Annotated in this window: 14 protein-coding genes; 6 read left to right on the top strand and 8 right to left on the bottom strand. The window is 71.7% G+C overall.

Annotated features, from left to right (window positions below):
- The first annotated feature begins 152 nt into the window (after window positions 1-152).
- Window positions 153-1,247, top strand: a complete 1,095-nt coding sequence (locus tag GUY60_RS19430) for a DUF5937 family protein (RefSeq protein WP_161699562.1) — start codon at window positions 153-155, stop codon at window positions 1,245-1,247.
- Window positions 1,248-1,297: 50 nt separating this feature from the next.
- Here GUY60_RS19430 and GUY60_RS19435 read toward each other — a convergent pair whose 3' ends face one another.
- Window positions 1,298-1,969, bottom strand: a complete 672-nt coding sequence (locus tag GUY60_RS19435; RefSeq protein ID WP_161699564.1) for a response regulator transcription factor — start codon at window positions 1,967-1,969, stop codon at window positions 1,298-1,300.
- A 59-nt stretch (window positions 1,970-2,028) separates the two neighbouring features.
- Window positions 2,029-3,231 (bottom strand): sensor histidine kinase, encoded by a 1,203-nt coding sequence (locus GUY60_RS19440; RefSeq protein WP_161699566.1) that lies wholly within the window; start codon window positions 3,229-3,231, stop codon window positions 2,029-2,031.
- 152 nt (window positions 3,232-3,383) lie between these two features.
- Between GUY60_RS19440 and GUY60_RS19445 the strand changes: the two genes are divergently transcribed.
- Window positions 3,384-4,418 (top strand): SAM-dependent methyltransferase, encoded by a 1,035-nt coding sequence (locus GUY60_RS19445; protein WP_312866352.1) that lies wholly within the window; start codon window positions 3,384-3,386, stop codon window positions 4,416-4,418.
- On the opposite strand, the gene GUY60_RS19450 is transcribed toward GUY60_RS19445, so the two are convergent.
- Complete coding sequence (locus GUY60_RS19450; RefSeq protein ID WP_161699568.1) at window positions 4,383-5,543, bottom strand: NADH-quinone oxidoreductase subunit D; 1,161 nt, start codon at window positions 5,541-5,543, stop codon at window positions 4,383-4,385. The genes GUY60_RS19445 and GUY60_RS19450 overlap by 36 nt on opposite strands.
- A gap of 295 nt (window positions 5,544-5,838) precedes the next feature.
- Here GUY60_RS19450 and GUY60_RS38280 point away from each other — a divergent pair, with 295 nt between their 5' ends.
- Together GUY60_RS38280 and GUY60_RS19455 are read left to right on the top strand one after the other, a co-directional pair.
- Entirely contained in the window at window positions 5,839-6,462 is a 624-nt protein-coding gene (locus GUY60_RS38280; RefSeq protein ID WP_187370076.1) for a PH domain-containing protein, read from the top strand.
- The gene (locus GUY60_RS19455) at window positions 6,447-7,853 is read left to right on the top strand and encodes a PH domain-containing protein (protein WP_512700837.1); all 1,407 of its coding nucleotides are present in this window, start codon (window positions 6,447-6,449) and stop codon (window positions 7,851-7,853) included. The genes GUY60_RS38280 and GUY60_RS19455 overlap by 16 nt, the downstream gene beginning before the upstream one ends.
- Before the next feature lie 58 nt (window positions 7,854-7,911).
- Here the strand turns inward: GUY60_RS19455 and GUY60_RS19460 are convergent, their stop codons facing one another.
- The 4 genes from GUY60_RS19460 to GUY60_RS19475 all read right to left on the bottom strand — a co-directional run bounded on the left by GUY60_RS19460 (window position 7,912) and on the right by GUY60_RS19475 (window position 11,723).
- The gene (locus GUY60_RS19460) at window positions 7,912-9,054 is read right to left on the bottom strand and encodes a hypothetical protein (protein ID WP_161699570.1); all 1,143 of its coding nucleotides are present in this window, start codon (window positions 9,052-9,054) and stop codon (window positions 7,912-7,914) included.
- 158 nt (window positions 9,055-9,212) lie between these two features.
- Window positions 9,213-10,196, bottom strand: a complete 984-nt coding sequence (locus GUY60_RS19465) for an ABC transporter substrate-binding protein (protein WP_246235274.1) — start codon at window positions 10,194-10,196, stop codon at window positions 9,213-9,215.
- A gap of 136 nt (window positions 10,197-10,332) precedes the next feature.
- On the bottom strand, window positions 10,333-11,010 hold the full coding sequence (locus tag GUY60_RS19470; RefSeq protein ID WP_161699572.1) for an ABC transporter permease: 678 nt from the start codon (window positions 11,008-11,010) through the stop codon (window positions 10,333-10,335).
- Window positions 11,007-11,723 (bottom strand): ABC transporter permease, encoded by a 717-nt coding sequence (locus GUY60_RS19475; protein ID WP_161699574.1) that lies wholly within the window; start codon window positions 11,721-11,723, stop codon window positions 11,007-11,009. The genes GUY60_RS19470 and GUY60_RS19475 overlap by 4 nt, the downstream gene beginning before the upstream one ends.
- 189 nt (window positions 11,724-11,912) lie before the next feature.
- Here GUY60_RS19475 and GUY60_RS19480 point away from each other — a divergent pair, with 189 nt between their 5' ends.
- On the top strand, window positions 11,913-13,079 hold the full coding sequence (locus tag GUY60_RS19480; RefSeq protein ID WP_161699576.1) for an ABC transporter ATP-binding protein: 1,167 nt from the start codon (window positions 11,913-11,915) through the stop codon (window positions 13,077-13,079).
- 93 nt (window positions 13,080-13,172) lie between these two features.
- Here GUY60_RS19480 and GUY60_RS19485 read toward each other — a convergent pair whose 3' ends face one another.
- A complete protein-coding gene (locus tag GUY60_RS19485; protein WP_161699577.1) occupies window positions 13,173-14,300 on the bottom strand; it encodes an alpha/beta hydrolase in 1,128 nt (375 codons plus the stop codon).
- A 214-nt stretch (window positions 14,301-14,514) separates the two neighbouring features.
- On the opposite strand from GUY60_RS19485, the gene GUY60_RS19490 reads away from it, so the two are divergent.
- On the top strand, window positions 14,515-16,315 hold a 1,801-nt coding region (locus GUY60_RS19490), incomplete at its 3' end, for a phosphatidylglycerol lysyltransferase domain-containing protein (RefSeq protein ID WP_161699579.1).

A 16,315-nucleotide genomic window follows, 5' to 3' on the forward strand; every position in this document is an offset into this window, starting at 1 on the left:
GGTGAGGACGGGGTGGGTGAGAGGGCCCCGCGGAAAGCCCCGGTCTCGTCGACACCTCAAGGCTGCGCGGCTTCTGACCTGCATGTCGCTTCGATTGACGGCTCCCGTCAATCGACGCCATGACGCCGCGTACGGCCAGGCAGGATGGGGCCATGGCCAACGTTCTCGACCTCCATGGACTGCCGCAGGAGCGCATCGTGTTCGCGCTGTCGCCGCTGGCCGAGCTGGGTTCCGCCCTGCACGTCCTGGCGGCGCCCGCGCACCATCCCGGGCTGCACGGCTGGGCCACGGCCACCAGCTCCGGGCTCAAGCCCGACCTCGCCGACCGGCTGTGCGAGGCGGAGTTCCTGTGGACCTCGACCCGCTGCGACCTGCTGCTTCCCGCCCGCCCCGGCGCGACCCTCGCCGAGGAGCTCGACCTGCTGGACCGCATCGACGACGAGACGTTCGTGGCCACCGCGTTCGAGATCACCTGCAACAGCGCGTACGAGGTGTGCACGCCCTCCCCGCTCGTCGACGAGGGCGAGCGCCGGCGCGTACGCGAACAGGCCGCCGCGCGCGGTCCGCGGCAGTCGGCGTTCGTGGACCGGATGCTGCTCGACCCGGACGGTCTGCGGGCCTGGCTGCGGCGCCTCTTCGAGGACTGCCAGGACGCCTTCTTCGGGGACGCCTGGGAGCGGGTCAAGGTCCAGCTCGCCGCCGACGCCCGGCACAAGACCGAGCTGCACCGCCGCAAGGGCCTCGGCGAGGCGCTGACGGCCGCGTCGCCCGCCCTGAGCCTCGACGGGAGCGGCAGCCGCATCCTCGTCGACAAGCTCACCACCGGCCGCGCCTCGGCCTACGCCGACCCCGACGACCCCGGCCTCACCCTGCTGCCCACCGCCTTCGGACGCCCGCACCTGACGCTGGCGCATCCCGTCGGCCGGCGGCCCGTGGTCCAGTACCCGGTGGCGGGTCACGAGGCGGCGCGGACGCTCTCCCTCCAGGACGTGCAGCAGCGCATGGACGCCCTGGCGCACCCGATGCGGATGCGACTGTGCCGCAGCCTCGCGCGTGGTGCCCATACGACGAGCGAACTCGTGGACACGTACGGGATCACGGCACCGGAGATCTCACGGCACCTGTCCGTCCTGAAGAAGGCCGGGCTGCTCACCACCCGCCGCCGTGGCCGGTACGTACTGCACGAGCTGGACCTGACCGCCGTGGCGCGGCTCGGCAGCGACTTCATCGAGGGCGTACTGCGCTGAGCCGGAGGCGCACCGCACCTCGCTGCACCACGCGCGCGTGGTGCCGGATTTCAGGCGCCCCCGCCGGCCCGTACAAGGCCCGTCTCGTACGCGAGGACGACCACCTGGACGCGGTCGCGCAGGCCGAGTTTGGTGAGGATGCGGCCCACGTGGGTCTTCACGGTGGCCTCGGAGAGGACGAGGCGGGCGGCGATCTCGCCGTTCGACAGGCCCTGGGCGACCAGGATCATCACCTCGCGCTCCCGGTCGGTGAGCCGCTCCAGCTCCTTGTGCTGCGGCTCGCCGCCGGTGCGCGGCAGCATCGGCGCGAACCGGTCGAGCAGCCGCCGGGTGGTGGACGGCGCCACGACCGCGTCGCCGCTGTGCACCGACCTGATGGCGCCGAGCAGTTCGGCGGGCGGCACGTCCTTGAGCATGAAGCCGGACGCCCCGGCCTTGAGCCCGGAGAACGCGTACTCGTCCAGGTCGAAGGTGGTCAGGATCAGCACCTTCGGGGGGTCGGGCTGCGCGCAGATGCGGGCGGTGGCCTCCACCCCGTCGAGCCGCGGCATCCGGACGTCCATGAGCACCACGTCGACCGCGGTGCCACGCAGCACGTCGATCGCCTCGGCGCCGTCGCCCGCCTCCGCGACGACCTCCATGTCCGGCTGTGCGGCGAGGACCATACGGAACCCGGTGCGCAGCAGCACCTGGTCGTCGACGAGCATCACGCGGATCGGCATGTCCGGTTCCCTCCAAGGGCACGGCTGGTGCGTCGGCTCGCTGACAGGTGTCAGCGGGCTCAATGAGCGGGTTTGAGGGGCAGCAGCGCGCTGATCCGGAAGCCGCCGCCCGGCCGCGGCCCCGCGTCCAGGGTGCCGCCGACCATACCGACGCGCTCCCGCATCCCGATGAGGCCGTGGCCGCGCCCGTCCGCGCCGCCGTCCTCGTACAGCTCGTGCGGGGCGCCCTGGCCGTCGTCCTCCACCAGGAGGCCGAGCCCGTCGTCGAAGTAGACGATGCGCACACTCGCCCCGGCGTTCGCGCCGCCGTGCTTACGGGTGTTGGTGAGCGCCTCCTGCACGATGCGGTACGCGGTCAGCTCCACCCCGCTGGGCAGCGGGCGCGGGGTGCCCTCGATCCTGAAGTCGATGTCGAGGCCGGAGCTGCGCACCTGCTCGACCAGCTCGTCGATCTGCTCGACGTCGGGCTGCGGCACGTACTCGCCGCTCTCCCGCTGTTCGCCGGTACGCAGCACGCCGAGCAGCCGGCGCATCTCGGCGAGCGCCTGGCGGCCGGTGCCGGAGATCGTCTCCAGCGCCTTCTTGGCCTGGTCGGGCGCGGTGTCCATGACGTACGCGGCGCCGTCGGCCTGCACCACCATCACGGAGACGTTGTGCGCGACCACGTCGTGCAGCTCGCGGGCGATCCGGGCGCGCTCGGCGGCCACCGCGACCTTGGACTGCGCCTCGCGCTCCCGCTCCAGGCGGTCCGCGCGCTCCTCCAGCTGCGCGAAGTAGGCGCGGCGGGTGCGGATGGAGTCGCCGAGGACCCAGGCGAGGGCGAACGGGACCATGGTGAAGCCGGCGATCAGGATGTTGCCCCAGACGCCGCTGAACGGGTTGGGCCAGGCGATCTGCGAGATCGGCGCCGCCAACAGGCCGCCGACCAGGGCGAATCGACGTGCCCAGAGGGCGCCTTCGGCGGCCACCGTGCAGATGAGCACCAGCATCGCGAAGTCCGCGGGCAGCACGCTCACATCGGTGATCAGCTGCGCGAGCCCCACCCCGGCCATGAGCAGCAGCATCTTCTCCGGCCACTTGCGGCGCAGCGCGACGGCGAGGCAGGCGATGACGGAGAACACGGCGACGCCGACGCCCGGCATGCGCCCCGCACCGTTCATGTCCGACGCCAGCCCCACGAACGACACCATGAGGAGCACGACAGCCCAGAAGGAGTCGACGCCCGTCGGGTGTCTGCGGAGGAATTCGTAGAGGCGCTGCACATCACCCAGCGTAGGTACGCGGCACTCGCCCGAGGGTCAGCCGCAGGGTCGATCCGGTCCGCCGCCTCGTACTCCCCAAGGTGGAGGCGCATAGCCTTTCGAGCAGGACGGACGGTCGACGGAGCGGCCGGTGGAGCGGGGCGAGGAGCGGTGTGAGCGACGTGAGCGGTGTGCGCGGCAGTGCGGTGGCGCGGGGCTGGCGGGAGGCCGCTGAGGAGGCGCTGTACGGGCCTGACGGGTTCTTTCTGCGGCCCGAGGGACCGGCGGGCCACTTCCGTACCTCCGTGCACGCCTCGCCGCTCTACGCCGACGCCGTGGCCCGGCTGCTCTGCCGGGTCGACGCCGCGCTCGGCGAGCCCGCCGAGCTCGCCTTCGTCGACGTCGGCGCCGGGCGCGGTGAGCTGACGGCGGGCGTGCTCCGGGCGCTGCCCCCGCAGGTGGCGCCGCGCGCGCGGGCGTACGCCGTGGAACGGGCACCGCGGCCCGTGGCGCTCGACGATCCCCGGATCACGTGGACGGCCTCGGTCCCGCACGGCGTCACCGGGCTGCTGTTCGCCAACGAGTGGCTCGACAACGTGCCCCTGGACATCGTCGAGGTGGACCCCGCCGGAGTGCCGCGACTCGTGCGCGTACGCGAGGACGGCACCGAGACGCTCGGGCCCGAGCCCTCCCGCGCGGACGCGGACTGGCTGGAGCGGTGGTGGCCGCTGCCCCCGGAGCCGGGGTTCCGTGCCGAGCTCGGCGGCCCGCGCGACGCGGCCTGGGCGGCGGCCGTGCGGAGCCTGGAGCGGGGGCTCGCGGTGGCCGTGGACTACCACCACGCGCGCGTGGCGCGGCCCGGCTTCGGCACCCTGACCGGTTTCCGGGACGGCCGCGAGTGCCGGCCCGTACCGGACGGCTCCTGCGACCTGACCGCCCATGTGGCGCTCGACGCCTGCGCGTTGCCCGGTGCCGAACTGCTGAGCCAGCGCGCGGCCCTCGGCGCCCTCGGCGTCTTCGGCGGCCGTCCCCCGCTGTCCCTGGCGACCACGGACCCGGCGGCGTACGTACGCGCTCTCGCCCTGGCCGGGGAGGCCGCCGAGCTCACCGCGCGGGGCGGGCTCGGCGACTTCGGCTGGCTCGTACAGCCCGTCGGCGTCGCGGCGCGCGGGCTACTTGTCGATGTCGCCGACGACGAAGAACAGTGACCCGAGGATCGCCACCATGTCGGCGACGAGCGTGCCGGGCAGCAGCTCGGTCAGCGCCTGGATGTTGTTGTACGAGGCGGACCGCAGCTTGAGGCGGTACGGGGTCTTCTCGCCCTTGGACACCAGGTAGTAGCCGTTGATGCCGAGCGGATTCTCGGTCCACGCGTAGGTGTGGCCCTCGGGCGCCTTGAGGACCTTCGGCAGCCGCTGGTTGATCGGCCCCGGGGGCAGCTCCGCGATCCGGTCGAGGCAGGCGTCGGCGAGGTCCAGGGCGTTGTGCGCCTGCTCCAGAAGGCACTCGAAGCGGGCCAGGCAGTCGCCCTCGGTGCGCGTGACCACCTTCAGAGTCGACTGCAACTCCCCGTACGCCAGGTACGGCTCGTCCCTGCGCAGGTCGAAGTCGACCCCCGAGGCACGGGCGATCGGTCCGCTCACGCCGTACGAGTGCACCGCTTCGGGGGACAGGACGCCGACGTTCCGCGTACGCCCCCTGAAGATCTCGTTGCCGAGCACCAGGCGGTCGTAGACATCCATCCGCGAGCGCACCGAGGCAACCGCCTGCCGTGCCCTCGACGTCCAACCGAGCGGAAGATCCTCCTTGAGGCCGCCGACCCGGTTGAACATGTAGTGCATGCGGCCGCCGGACACCTCCTCCATGACGTTCTGGAGCTCCTCGCGCTCCCGGAAGGCGTGGAAGACCGGGGTGATTCCGCCCAGTTCGAGCGGGTACGAGCCAAGGAACATCAAATGGTTGAGGACGCGGTTCAGCTCGGCGAGCAGGGTGCGTGTCCACACCGCGCGTTCGGGCACCTCCATGCCGAGCATCCGCTCGACGGCGAGGACCACGCCCAGCTCGTTGGAGAAGGCGGAGAGCCAGTCGTGGCGGTTGGCCAGCATCACGATCTGCCGGTAGTCCCGCGCCTCGAACAGCTTCTCGGCACCTCGGTGCATGTAGCCGATCACCGGCTCGGCGTGCTGGATGCGCTCACCGTCGATCACCAGGCGCAGGCGCAGGACGCCGTGCGTCGACGGGTGCTGGGGACCGATGTTGAGCACCATGTCGGTGCTCTCGGCGGCTCCTCCGACACCGACAGTCCTGATCTGCGGATCCGTCTGGGGACTCATGGCGCACAGTCTCTCGCACCGGGGGCGCACGGATCGAGACGGGGACGTGAGGGAGTGCGGCGAGGCACCGGACGGCGCGCGGGGAACGCCGCGCGCGCCGCGGAGGTTCTCAGCGTGCGGGGTTCGAGCGTGCGGGTTTCGAGCGTGCGGGTTTCGAGCGTGCGGGTTTCGAGCGTGCGGGTTTCGACGGCACGACGGCCTGACGGCAGCACAGCGGATACGGGACGGGGACAGGGATGAGTTCGGCGTACGGGTACGGGCGCGGGCGCGGTCGGCGGCCGGGACGGAGACGGGCATGACACGGGAACCTGCGGGCGGCGGCGACGGAACGGCGGGGTCCGGACAGCAGCCGGAACGGGGGCCGGAACCGGGGCCGAGTCCCGAGGCGGGTCCCGGGGCGGGGGCAGGAACGGAGACGGAGACGGGCACGGGGATCGGTACGCGCGAGGTGGCGCCAGATCCCGTCTGGCGGGGGCTCCCCCGCGCCCTGCTCACGCTGCGCCGATTGCTGCTCGTGCTGTGGATGGTGCCGCTGGCGGTCGCCACGGGCGTGCTCCTCGGGGTCTTCGCCGGCCCCGCCTGGGCCGCGTTCGCCGCCGTGCCCGTGGCCCTGCTCGTCTGGGGCTGGCCGATGCTGGGGCGCAACTGGCACTCCTGGCGCTACGCGGAGCGCGCCGACGACCTGCTCATCCAGCGCGGGGTGCTGTGGCGCGAGGAGACCGTGGTGCCGTACGGCCGTATGCAGCTCGTCGAGGTCGAATCGGGGCCGCTGCAACGGAAGTTCGGCCTCGCCGGCCTCCAACTGCACACCGCCGCCGCCGCGACCGACGCGACAGTGCCGGGACTCGACCCCCACGAGGCCGAACGCCTCCGCGACCGGCTCACCGAGCTGGGCGAGGCCCGATCGGCGGGCCTGTGAACCCCGAGCACCCGGAGCGCGCCGAGGACTCGGCGGTACGGGACGCAGACGTACGGGACGCGGGCACGCGCGAGGCGGACGCACAGGACGCGGGTGCGGGTGAACGGCGGCTGCATCCCGTCACACCGCTGCGCCGCGCGTGGGCGCCCGTCGCGGTGGGCACCGGATGGGCGGTGCACGACCCGGACGGCGCGTACCGGCGGGTGGCCGACCTCGCCACCGAGACGCTGCTGCTCGGCGGCGCGACCCTGGTCCTGGCCGCTTCCCTCTACGGCTTCCTGAGCTGGTGGTTCACCCACTTCGCGGTGACCGGGACCGAGCTGCGGATCCGTACCGGACTGCTGTTCAGGCGGACCGCGCACATCCGCCTCGACCGGCTCCAGGCCGTCGACGTCAACCAGCCGCTGCTCGCCCGTTTCGTCGGTGTCGCCAAGCTCAAGATGGACGTCATCGGCACGGACTCCAAGGACGAGTTGGCGTATCTGAGCGAGCGGGACGCCGCCGTGCTGCGGGCCGAACTCCTCGCGCGTGCCGCCGGTTTCGCCCCCGAGACGGCCCACGAGGTCGGCGAGGCGCCGGTCGCGAACCTCGTGCACGTACCGCCACGACAGCTGGCCGTCTCGCTCCTCCTCACCGGCACCACCTGGGCACTGCTGCTCGCCGCGCTCGCCGTGCCGCCGCTGCTCTGGCTGGCCACCCACAGCACGGGGCTGCTCATCGGCACCGGGATCCCGCTGATCGGCGCGGCCGGCGCGCGCAGTGTGGGGCGGTTCATGAAGGAGTACGACTGGCGGGTGGGCGAGTCCCCGGACGGGCTGCGGCTCGACCACGGGCTGCTCGACAAGGAGCACGAGACGGTGCCGCCGGGCCGGGTGCAGGCCGTACGGATCGTGGAGCCGCTGCTGTGGCGGCGGCGCGGCTGGGTGCGGGTGGAGCTGGACGTGGCCGGGTCGTCCAACAGCGTGCTCGTACCGGTCGCTCCGCGCGCGGTCGCGGACGCGGTGATCGCCCGGATCCTGCCGGGGGTCACGGTGCCGGAGGAGCTGTCGCGGCCGCCCGCGCGCTCGGCCTGGTGTGTGCCCCTCTGGTGGCGCGGCCAGGGACTCGCGGTGACGGACACCGTGTTCGCCACCCGGCACGGACTGCTCAGCCGCACTCTGGCCCTGGTCCCGCACGCGAAGGTGCAGAGCGTACGGCTCACGCAGGGGCCCTGGGAGCGGCGTAACGGCGTGGCCGACATCCACGTGGAGACCGGCGCGAACACCTCGGTCACGGCCCGACTGCGGGACACGGCGGAGGCGCGGCAACTGCTCCAGGCGCAGGCGGACCGCTCACGCACGGGGCGCCGCACGGCACTTCCTGACAGGTGGATGGCCAAGTCGGCGGAGTGACGCGTACCGCCGATGTGGCGGCAGAAGGCGACAGGCAGAAGGCGACAGGCGGAGGCCGCTAGGAGATCGCGCTCCGCAGGTCCGCCACGTCGAGCTGCTCGGTCTCGTCGTGTGCCGTCAGGTCGATGACCTCGCCGACCGCGCGGTCATCGGGCGCGGACCCGAACTCGCCCTCGGGCGCGACCGGTCCGGACTCGGTGCCCGCCTCGGCCTCCGTGCCCGACGTGCCCGCCCCGGACTCCTCCACGGGAAGCGGAGCGTCCGCCACGGGGCGCGGGCCCGTCGTGGCCTCGGCGAGGTGCAGGGCCAGGGCCTCCTCGCCCACGACGTCCGCGAGGTCCTTGTTCTCGATGGCCCGGACCTCGTCGCGCACCGCGCGGGCGCGCTCGACCTCGCGCGGGTCCTGGTTCTCCTCGTCGGTCCGCACGCCCTGCGTACCGAAGAAGTCGAAGCCGCCGGCGACGGTCCGCCGCACGGGTGCGTGCGGCACGACAGCGGCCGCGGCGGGTACGGGATAGTGGCGCGGGCTCGGGGAGACGGCGGCCGTACGCGGGTGTGCGTCGACCGCCCCGGGCTTCCCCTGCGCGTCCGCCCCCTCGCGCGGCGCACCCTGGTCGCCGCCTCGCGGCGCGGGCACGGCGCCGTTGCGGCTCAGGTGGTCGAGGGCCGCGTTGGCCCGGAGGTAGAGCGCGGGGCTCGGGGTGCGGGCCGCGAGGCCGCCGGGCGGCAGCGCCTTCGCCGGCGCGGACGCCTCGATGGCGAGCCTGCGGCGCCCTTCGAGGGCACTGGCCCGCTCGGTCTCCGCGGTGGCGTACCGCCGCAGCAGCGCCGCGTGTTCGGAGCGCAGGGCGGCCAGCTCGGCGCGCTTGGAGCGGAGTTTGACCTCCAGCTTGGCGCGCACCTCACGCGACTCGTCGAGGTCCGACTCCAGCTCCGCGGTGCGTTCGTCGTGCTTCCACTCGTCGCTCGCCCTGGCCCGGGTGAGCTCCGCGACGCGCTTCCCGGCCAGCCGGTCCCAGCGGCGCATGACGACCGCGCCCACGACGGTCGCGGCCGCGGCGCCGGCGGTCAGAACGCGCAGCGCCACGGGTTCCGCGACCAGCCAAGCTGCGGCGGCGCAGACCAGCGAAGCGCCGGCGACCGTCGAGGGGGGAAGCAGCCTGTGCAGGGGTGGGGAATGGCGGTGACGTCCACGTGGCATGGCCAGAAACTTACCGCGCGTGGTCGACGGGCGAACCCCCGCCCGCGAATCTGTTCCCTTGTGGTTACGAATCCCCCTCACGGTTCACCGACAACACCCGTGCGTTCCTTGCCACTTGATCCCGTTTCACCGCGTGTAAATGAGCCGAGCACTCAAGATCATTTCTTGAGCAGGCCCTTGGACTCCAGGTACTCCTTCGCCGCGTCGGTCTCCTTCACACGCTCCGCGTCGACCTTGCGGTTCAGTTCCACCAGGTCCTCGGTGGTGAGCGTGTCGGTGAGCTTCGCGAGCGCTTCGGCTATCGCCTTGTCGCCCGCCTCCTTCTCGTTGACCACAGGGAGGATGTTGTCCGCGTTCTGCAGCTTCTTGTCGTCCTTGAGCAGGACGAGGTCGAAGTTCTCCAGCGTGGCGTCCGTCGTGGTGGTCAGGACGAGCTGATCCTCCCCGTCCGTGACTGCCTGCTTGGCCTGCGGCGTACCGACGCCCTTGGGGTCGACGCCGGTCACGTCGATGCCGTACGTCGCCTTCAGACCCGGCGCGCAGAACGGCCTGACCTCGCATTCGTCACCGGCCGCCACCTTCACCTTCAGCTTCGCCCGGCCGAGGTCGGAAAGCGACGCGAGATCGTGCTTCTTCGCGTATTCCTTGCTGACCGCGAACGCGTTCTGGTCGACCGCGTCACCTGCGGGCAGCACCTTCAGGCCACGCGGTTCGGCCAACTTCTCCAGAGCGGAGACCGTGGCTTCCACGTCACTCGACGCTACGGGCTTCGCCTTCGGGCCGTTCTTCTTCGTGTTGAGGAATTCCGCGAGCGTCGCCGCGTATTCCGGGACGACGTCTATGTCGCCCTTCTCCAGGGACGGTTCGTAAAGCTCGCGGTTCTCCACCGTCTTGATGGAGGTGTTGTATCCGGCGTCCTTCAGAACCTGGGAGTAGAGCTCGGCGAGGACCTTGGACTCGGTGAATCCCGCCGAACCCACGACCAGCGAACCCTTCTTGCCCGCGCCGCCCGCGCCGCCCGCGCCGTCGCCGGATCCCTTGTCCTCGAGGCTGTCGCCGCCACAGGCGGTGAGACCGGCGGCGAGGCCGACCACGGCGAGTGCCGCGGCGGCTCTGCGCATGCCCTGCGGGAAGTTCTTCATGGGGATTCACCAATCGATGTCGTAACGACCGTTGTCCGTACGGGAATTGCCGAACTTTCAGGACTTACGGGAATTGCGGGACTTTGCGGGACTTGCGGGACGCACACGCACCACCGCGCGCGTACCGCCGTGCACCTCACCCCGGCAGGGCCCTGCCCCGCATCGGGTCGAGGATTCTGCCGAGCGCCACAAGGACGCCCTCGACGAGCAGCGCAAGCGCCGCCACCAGGACCGCGCCCGCGACGACCTGCGGGGTGTCCTGGAGGTTGAACCCGGCCGTGATGATCCGGCCGAGACCGCCCTCCCCCGCCATCGCGGCGAGCGTCGCCGTGGCCACCACCTGGACCGCGGCGGAGCGCAGCCCCGTCATGATCAGCGGGTACGCGAGCGGCAGTTCCACCCGGAGAAAGAGCTGGCGGCCGCTCATGCCCATACCGCGCGCGGCCTCCACCACCGAACGATCCACCTCGCGCATGCCGACGTAGGCGTTGGTGAGCAGCGGCGGCACAGCGAACAGCACCAGGGCGATCAGCGTCGGCAGGTCCCCGTACTTGCTCAGCGGGGTGAGCGAGAGCAGTACGAGCACCGCGAGCGTGGGCACGGCCCGGCCGATGTTGGAGATGTTGACCGCGAGCGCACCGCCCTTGCCCATGTGCCCGAGCCACAGGGCCAGGGGCAGGGCGAGCAGGCAGGCGACAGCCAGGCACGTACCACTGAAGTAGAGGTGCTCGCCGAGGCGGTGCCAGACCCCCTTCTCCCCCTGCCAGTTGGTGGCCGTGGTGAGCCAGACGAAAGCGTCGGGCAGCGCGTTCATGCGGGTTCGACCACCTTTGCCGCGCGAGTGTCGGACGGGCGCCGTGACCGTATGCGCGTCCAGGGCGTGAGTGCGCGCTGTACGGCGAGGAGCAGCAGGTCGGCGGTGACGGCGAGCAGCACACAGAGCACCGAGGCGGTGAGCACCTGCGCCTTGAAGTCGCTGCGAAGGCCGGACATGATCAGGCCGCCGAGGCCGCCGTAGTCCACGATGGCGCCGACCGTGGTCAGGGCGACCGTCGCGACCGTGGCCATCCGCACCCCCGCGAACAACGCCGGGAGCGCCAGCGGCAGTTCGACCTCCCAGAGCAGACGCCCCGGCCCGTACCCCATCCCACGCGCGGCCTCGCGGGCCTCCTCGGGGACGGCTTCGAGTCCCGCCAGGATGTTCCGCACGAGGATCGTCAGGGAGTACAGCACCAGGCCGGTGACGACCAGGGCGGCGGAGAGCCCGAACAGCGGGAGCAGCAGCGAGAACATCGCGAGGGACGGCACCGAGTACAGCGCGGTGGTGAGGCCGAGCACCGGTCCGGCGAAGGCCTTGCCGCGGCGGGCGAGCAGCGCGAGCGGCAGTGCCACGGCGAGCCCTATCGCGATCGAGACGACCGTGATGCCGACGTGCTGCAGCGTGGCGTCGACCAACTCCTGGCCGCGCGAACGGACATACTCCGCGCACACCCAGTCGTTCGCCACCAGGCAGTCCTGCTGGGCCATCGCGCCCCACCTCCCCCGGGCCGCCGCCGGATCACCGCTCCACCCCCGCCACCGGGAGCTGCCCCCGGGAGGGCGATCCGCCGAACATCTGTCTGTCCCGCGACCCTAAACCCACGCACTGACAATCGCGGAGAGACGTTGTCCTGCAGCAACATGAGGTTCACAGAACGCCCACCACAATGGGGAGCCATGATCCGGTTCGAGCACGTCACCAAGCGGTACGCGGACGGCACCACGGCCGTCGACGACCTGTCGTTCGAGGTCGCGGACGGTGAACTGGTCACGCTCGTGGGCCCGTCGGGCTGCGGCAAGACCACGACCATGAAGATGGTGAACCGGCTGATCGAGCCGACCTCGGGCCGGATATTCCTGGACGGCGAGGACATATCCACCGTCGACCCGGTCGAGCTGCGGCGCCGGATCGGCTATGTCATCCAGCAGGTCGGCCTGTTCCCGCACAAGACGGTCCTGGACAACACGGCCACGGTCCCGCACCTGCTCGGCGTGAAGCGCGCCAAGGCCCGCGCACGCGCCGCCGAACTCCTTGAACTGGTCGGCCTCGACCCCTCGGTGTACGGCGAGCGCTACCCGGAGCAGCTCTCCGGCGGCCAGCGCCAGCGCGTCGGCGTGGCCCGCGCCCTGGCCGCCGACCCGCCCGTGCTCCTCATGGACGAACCGTTCGGCGCGGTCGACCCGGTGGTCCGCGAGCACCTGCAGAACGAGTTCCTGAGGCTCCAGGCGGCCGTGCGCAAGACGGTGCTGTTCGTCACGCACGACATCGAGGAGGCCGTACGGCTCGGCGACCGCATCGCCGTCTACGGCTCAGGACGCATCGAGCAGTACGACGCTCCGGCGACCGTGCTCGGCGCGCCCGCCACCGAGTACGTGGCCGATTTCGTGGGCGCCGACCGGGGGTTGAAGCGTCTCTCGGTCACCCCGATCGAGGAGGGCGATCTGCACCAGCCCCCGGTGGTCCGCCTGGACGACCCGCTGAGCCGCGCCGCCGAGCAACTGCGCGCCGAGGGTGCCCAGTGGGCCGTCGTACTCGACGCGGAGGGGAATCTGCACGGCTGGATCGCGGCCGAACACACCCTGCGCAAGGGGACGGTGCGGGACCGGGCCCGCCGCATGGAGGCGTGGCTTCCGGTGGGCGCGTCCCTGAAGCAGGCGTTCTCCACGATGCTGCAGCACGACGCGGGCTGGATCGCGGTGATCGACGAGGACTCCGTCGGCCGCTTCCTGGGCGTCCTGACCCCGGCGACCCTGCACGCGGCCCTGCGCCGCTCGACCGCGGCGGACGCCAAATCCGTCACACGCGCGGAGGTCGATCTGGAGACGGTGCCGGTGGGTAAGTGACCGGTGGCTAAGTGACCGTCGGAGGACCCGCGCACCGGCAGCCGGCCGAAGGGCCGCCCGCGCTCACCTGCCCAACCACCCGGCCCGAACACCTCACTTGGCGCTGAGTCGCTCGCTCATCCACACCAGAGCGGCCGGGATCTCGCGGCGCCAGGTGTTGAAGTTGTGGCCGCCGCTGTCGAGGATGATCGAGAACATCCGGGTGGGCGCCTTCCCCTTGTCGAGGAACGCCCGCGTCCGAGCGTAATTCCCCTCCCCGTGCCTGCTGCTGGTGGCGAGGAGCGACACGTTCGGGGCGGGCCGGTGGTCGAGCAGCCACATCAGGTCGGACTCCTGCTCCACCCGCTTGTCGCCCTGGAAGAGGTCGCCGGTGGTGTCGTCGATGGGCGCCTTGTAGTCGGCGGAGAGCCCGGCGGCCGCCGCGAACCGGTCCGGGTGCTTCATGGCCATCTTCAACGCGCAGTAGCCACCTGTGGAGTTGCCGATCGCGCCCCAGTTCTCCGGCTTCGCGCCGATGCGGTAGTGCTCGGTCATCGCGGTCGGCAGGTCCTCGGCGAAGAAGGTCTCGGTCTGCGGGCCGTTCGGCACGTTCACGCACTCGGTGTCGCGCGGCGGCGCCACGGTGGGCCGCAGCATCACGAGCACCATCGGCTGCATCACGCCCCGCCTGGCCTGGTTGTGGGCGGTGGCCGGGTAGCGCAGGCCGTTCAGCAGGTTCTCCGCGGTGCCCGGGTAGCCGGTGATCACCACGGCCGCGGGGAACTTCCGCTGCTTGTCCGTGAAGTACTCGGGTGGCAGATATACGTACGCGGGTGACCTCATGTCCGAGCGCTCGCCAGTGACTTCGACCTTCTGGATCTGGCCGCCCACGGTGGGCGTCGACCCGTCGGCCACGCCCTTCACCGCCTGGGTGCGCAGTACTTCGACGGCGGCGGTGCCGCCGTGCGTACCGCCGCCCGTGTCGTGCTCCTCGACCACGCCCATCTCCTGTTCCTGGCCGAGGAGATCGGCCCAGGAGGCGTAGAACTCGAAGGAGCGGTTGGCGGCGAGTCCGACCGACGTAAAAACCAGCACCTGTGTGGCGGCGAGCAGAACGACACGGCCGAGGACCGCGCGCCAGTCGCGTCCCGCCAGCTTCGGCCAGAACCAGACCGTGCCGACGAACAGCAGCACGGCCGCCAGGACGGCCAGAACCAGCACCAGGTTGCTCTTGAGACCCATGGGGTGTTCCTGCCTGCGCTTTCCGCCGGGCCGTCGCCCGGACGTCCTTGCCGGACAACCGTCACCCTTGCACCGGTTTTCCGGGCGGAGAGTGAACCCGTCTCCCTGAAGCGCCGTCCTAGAGGGCGCAATTTGTCCGGCGTGCACGCAGAAGCCGGGCTCCAGCTCTCTCGCAGAACTACGGGATGCGATGTCAGTCAGGATAGATGGGGAAATGTCGGGTGGAGCCGCAGCCGCCTCCCGTACGTTCCGGCGCACCGTGCGCGGCACCGGCCCGGAGAAGGTTCCGTCCCTGGTCGCGGCCGCCTGCACCTTCGTCGGCCTCCTGGACATCGCGGCCGGCGTCTTCCCGCGCTTCCGGCACAGCCACTTCCACGCGCTCGCTGAGGTGTTGCCGGGCGCGCTCGGCCCCTTCGCCGCCGCGCTCGCTCTCAGCGCGGGTGTGCTCCTGCTGCTCCTCGCGCACGGCCTCAAGCGCCGCAAGCGGAGGGCCTGGCGGGCCGCCGTCGTACTCCTCCCGGCGGGCGCCGTGGCCCAGTTCACGTACCGGCACTCGATCGTCGGCGTCCTGATCGCGGCGCTCCTGCTGGCGCTTCTCCTGCGCCACCGGGGCGAGTTCGCCGCCCTGCCCGATCCGCGCAGCCGCTGGCGGGCGCTGGCCAACTTCTTCCTGCTCGGCACCTTCTCGCTCGGCCTCGGCACCGTGATCGTCGCCACCCACCCGCACAAGGTCATCGGCGACCCCAGCCTCGCCGACTACCTCACGCACGTCGTGTACGGCCTGTTCGGCGTGGAGGGCCCGCTCGCCTACACCGGGCGCACCTCCTGGACGGTCGGGTACTCGCTGGGCGCCCTCGGCATGCTGACCGCCCTCACCACCGTGTACCTCGCGTTCCGGCCCGAGCACCCGGCGGCCCGGCTCACCGAGGACGACGAGACGCGGCTGCGTGCGCTCCTCGACCGGCACGGCGCCCGCGACTCGCTCGGCCACTTCGCGCTCCGCCGCGACAAGGGCGTGGTCTTCTCGCCCAGCGGCAAGGCCGCCGTGACGTACCGCGTCGTGTCCGGCGTGATGCTGGCGAGCGGCGACCCGATCGGCGACGTGGAGGCCTGGCCCGGCGCCATCGAGCGGTTCATGGACGAGGCGAGGAAGCACTCCTGGACCCCCGCCGTCATGGGCTGTTCGGAGACGGGCGGCGAGGTCTGGACCCGCGAGACCGGACTCGACGCCCTCGAACTGGGCGACGAGGCGGTGGTGGACGTCATGGATTTCTCCCTCACCGGGCGCGCGATGCGGAACGTGCGCCAGATGGTCAAGCGCATCGAGCGCAGTGGCTACACGACCCGGGTACGGCGCGTACGTGACCTGGACGAGGCTGAGTTGGCGCGCGTACAGCGCGCCGCCGCCGACTGGCGCGGCGCCGACAACGAGCGCGGCTTCTCCATGGCGCTCGGCCGCATCGGCGACCCCGCCGACGGCGACTGCCTGATCGCCACCGCCCACAAGAAGGATGCGGAGGCGGCACGCAGCACCTCGGACAGGGCGGCGGCGGGCGAGGGGCCGGCCGAAGTCCCAGGCCCGTACGGCGACTTGAAGGCCGTACTCCACTTCGTCCCCTGGGGCCGGAACGGCGTCTCGCTCGACCTGATGCGCCGCGACCGCACCGCCGACCCCGGCATGAACGAACTCCTCATCGTCGCGGCCCTCAAGGCGGCCCCCGAGCTGGGCATCACACGCGTGTCACTGAATTTCGCGATGTTCCGCTCCGCCCTCGCGCGTGGCGAAAGGCTCGGCGCGGGCCCGGTCCTGCGCACCTGGCGCGGGCTGCTCGTGTTCCTGTCCCGGTGGTTCCAGATCGAGTCGCTGTACCGGTTCAACGCCAAGTTCCGCCCCCGCTGGGAACCCCGCTTCGTGATCTTCCGCAGCACCCGGGACCTGCCCCGCATCGGCATCGCCGCCATGCGGGCCGAGGGCTTCGTGACGCTCGCCCTGCCCCGCTTCGTACGCCCCGCTC

This window comes from Streptomyces boluensis (genome assembly GCF_009908195.1).
GTDB classification, from domain to species: Bacteria; Actinomycetota; Actinomycetes; order Streptomycetales; family Streptomycetaceae; genus Streptomyces; species Streptomyces boluensis.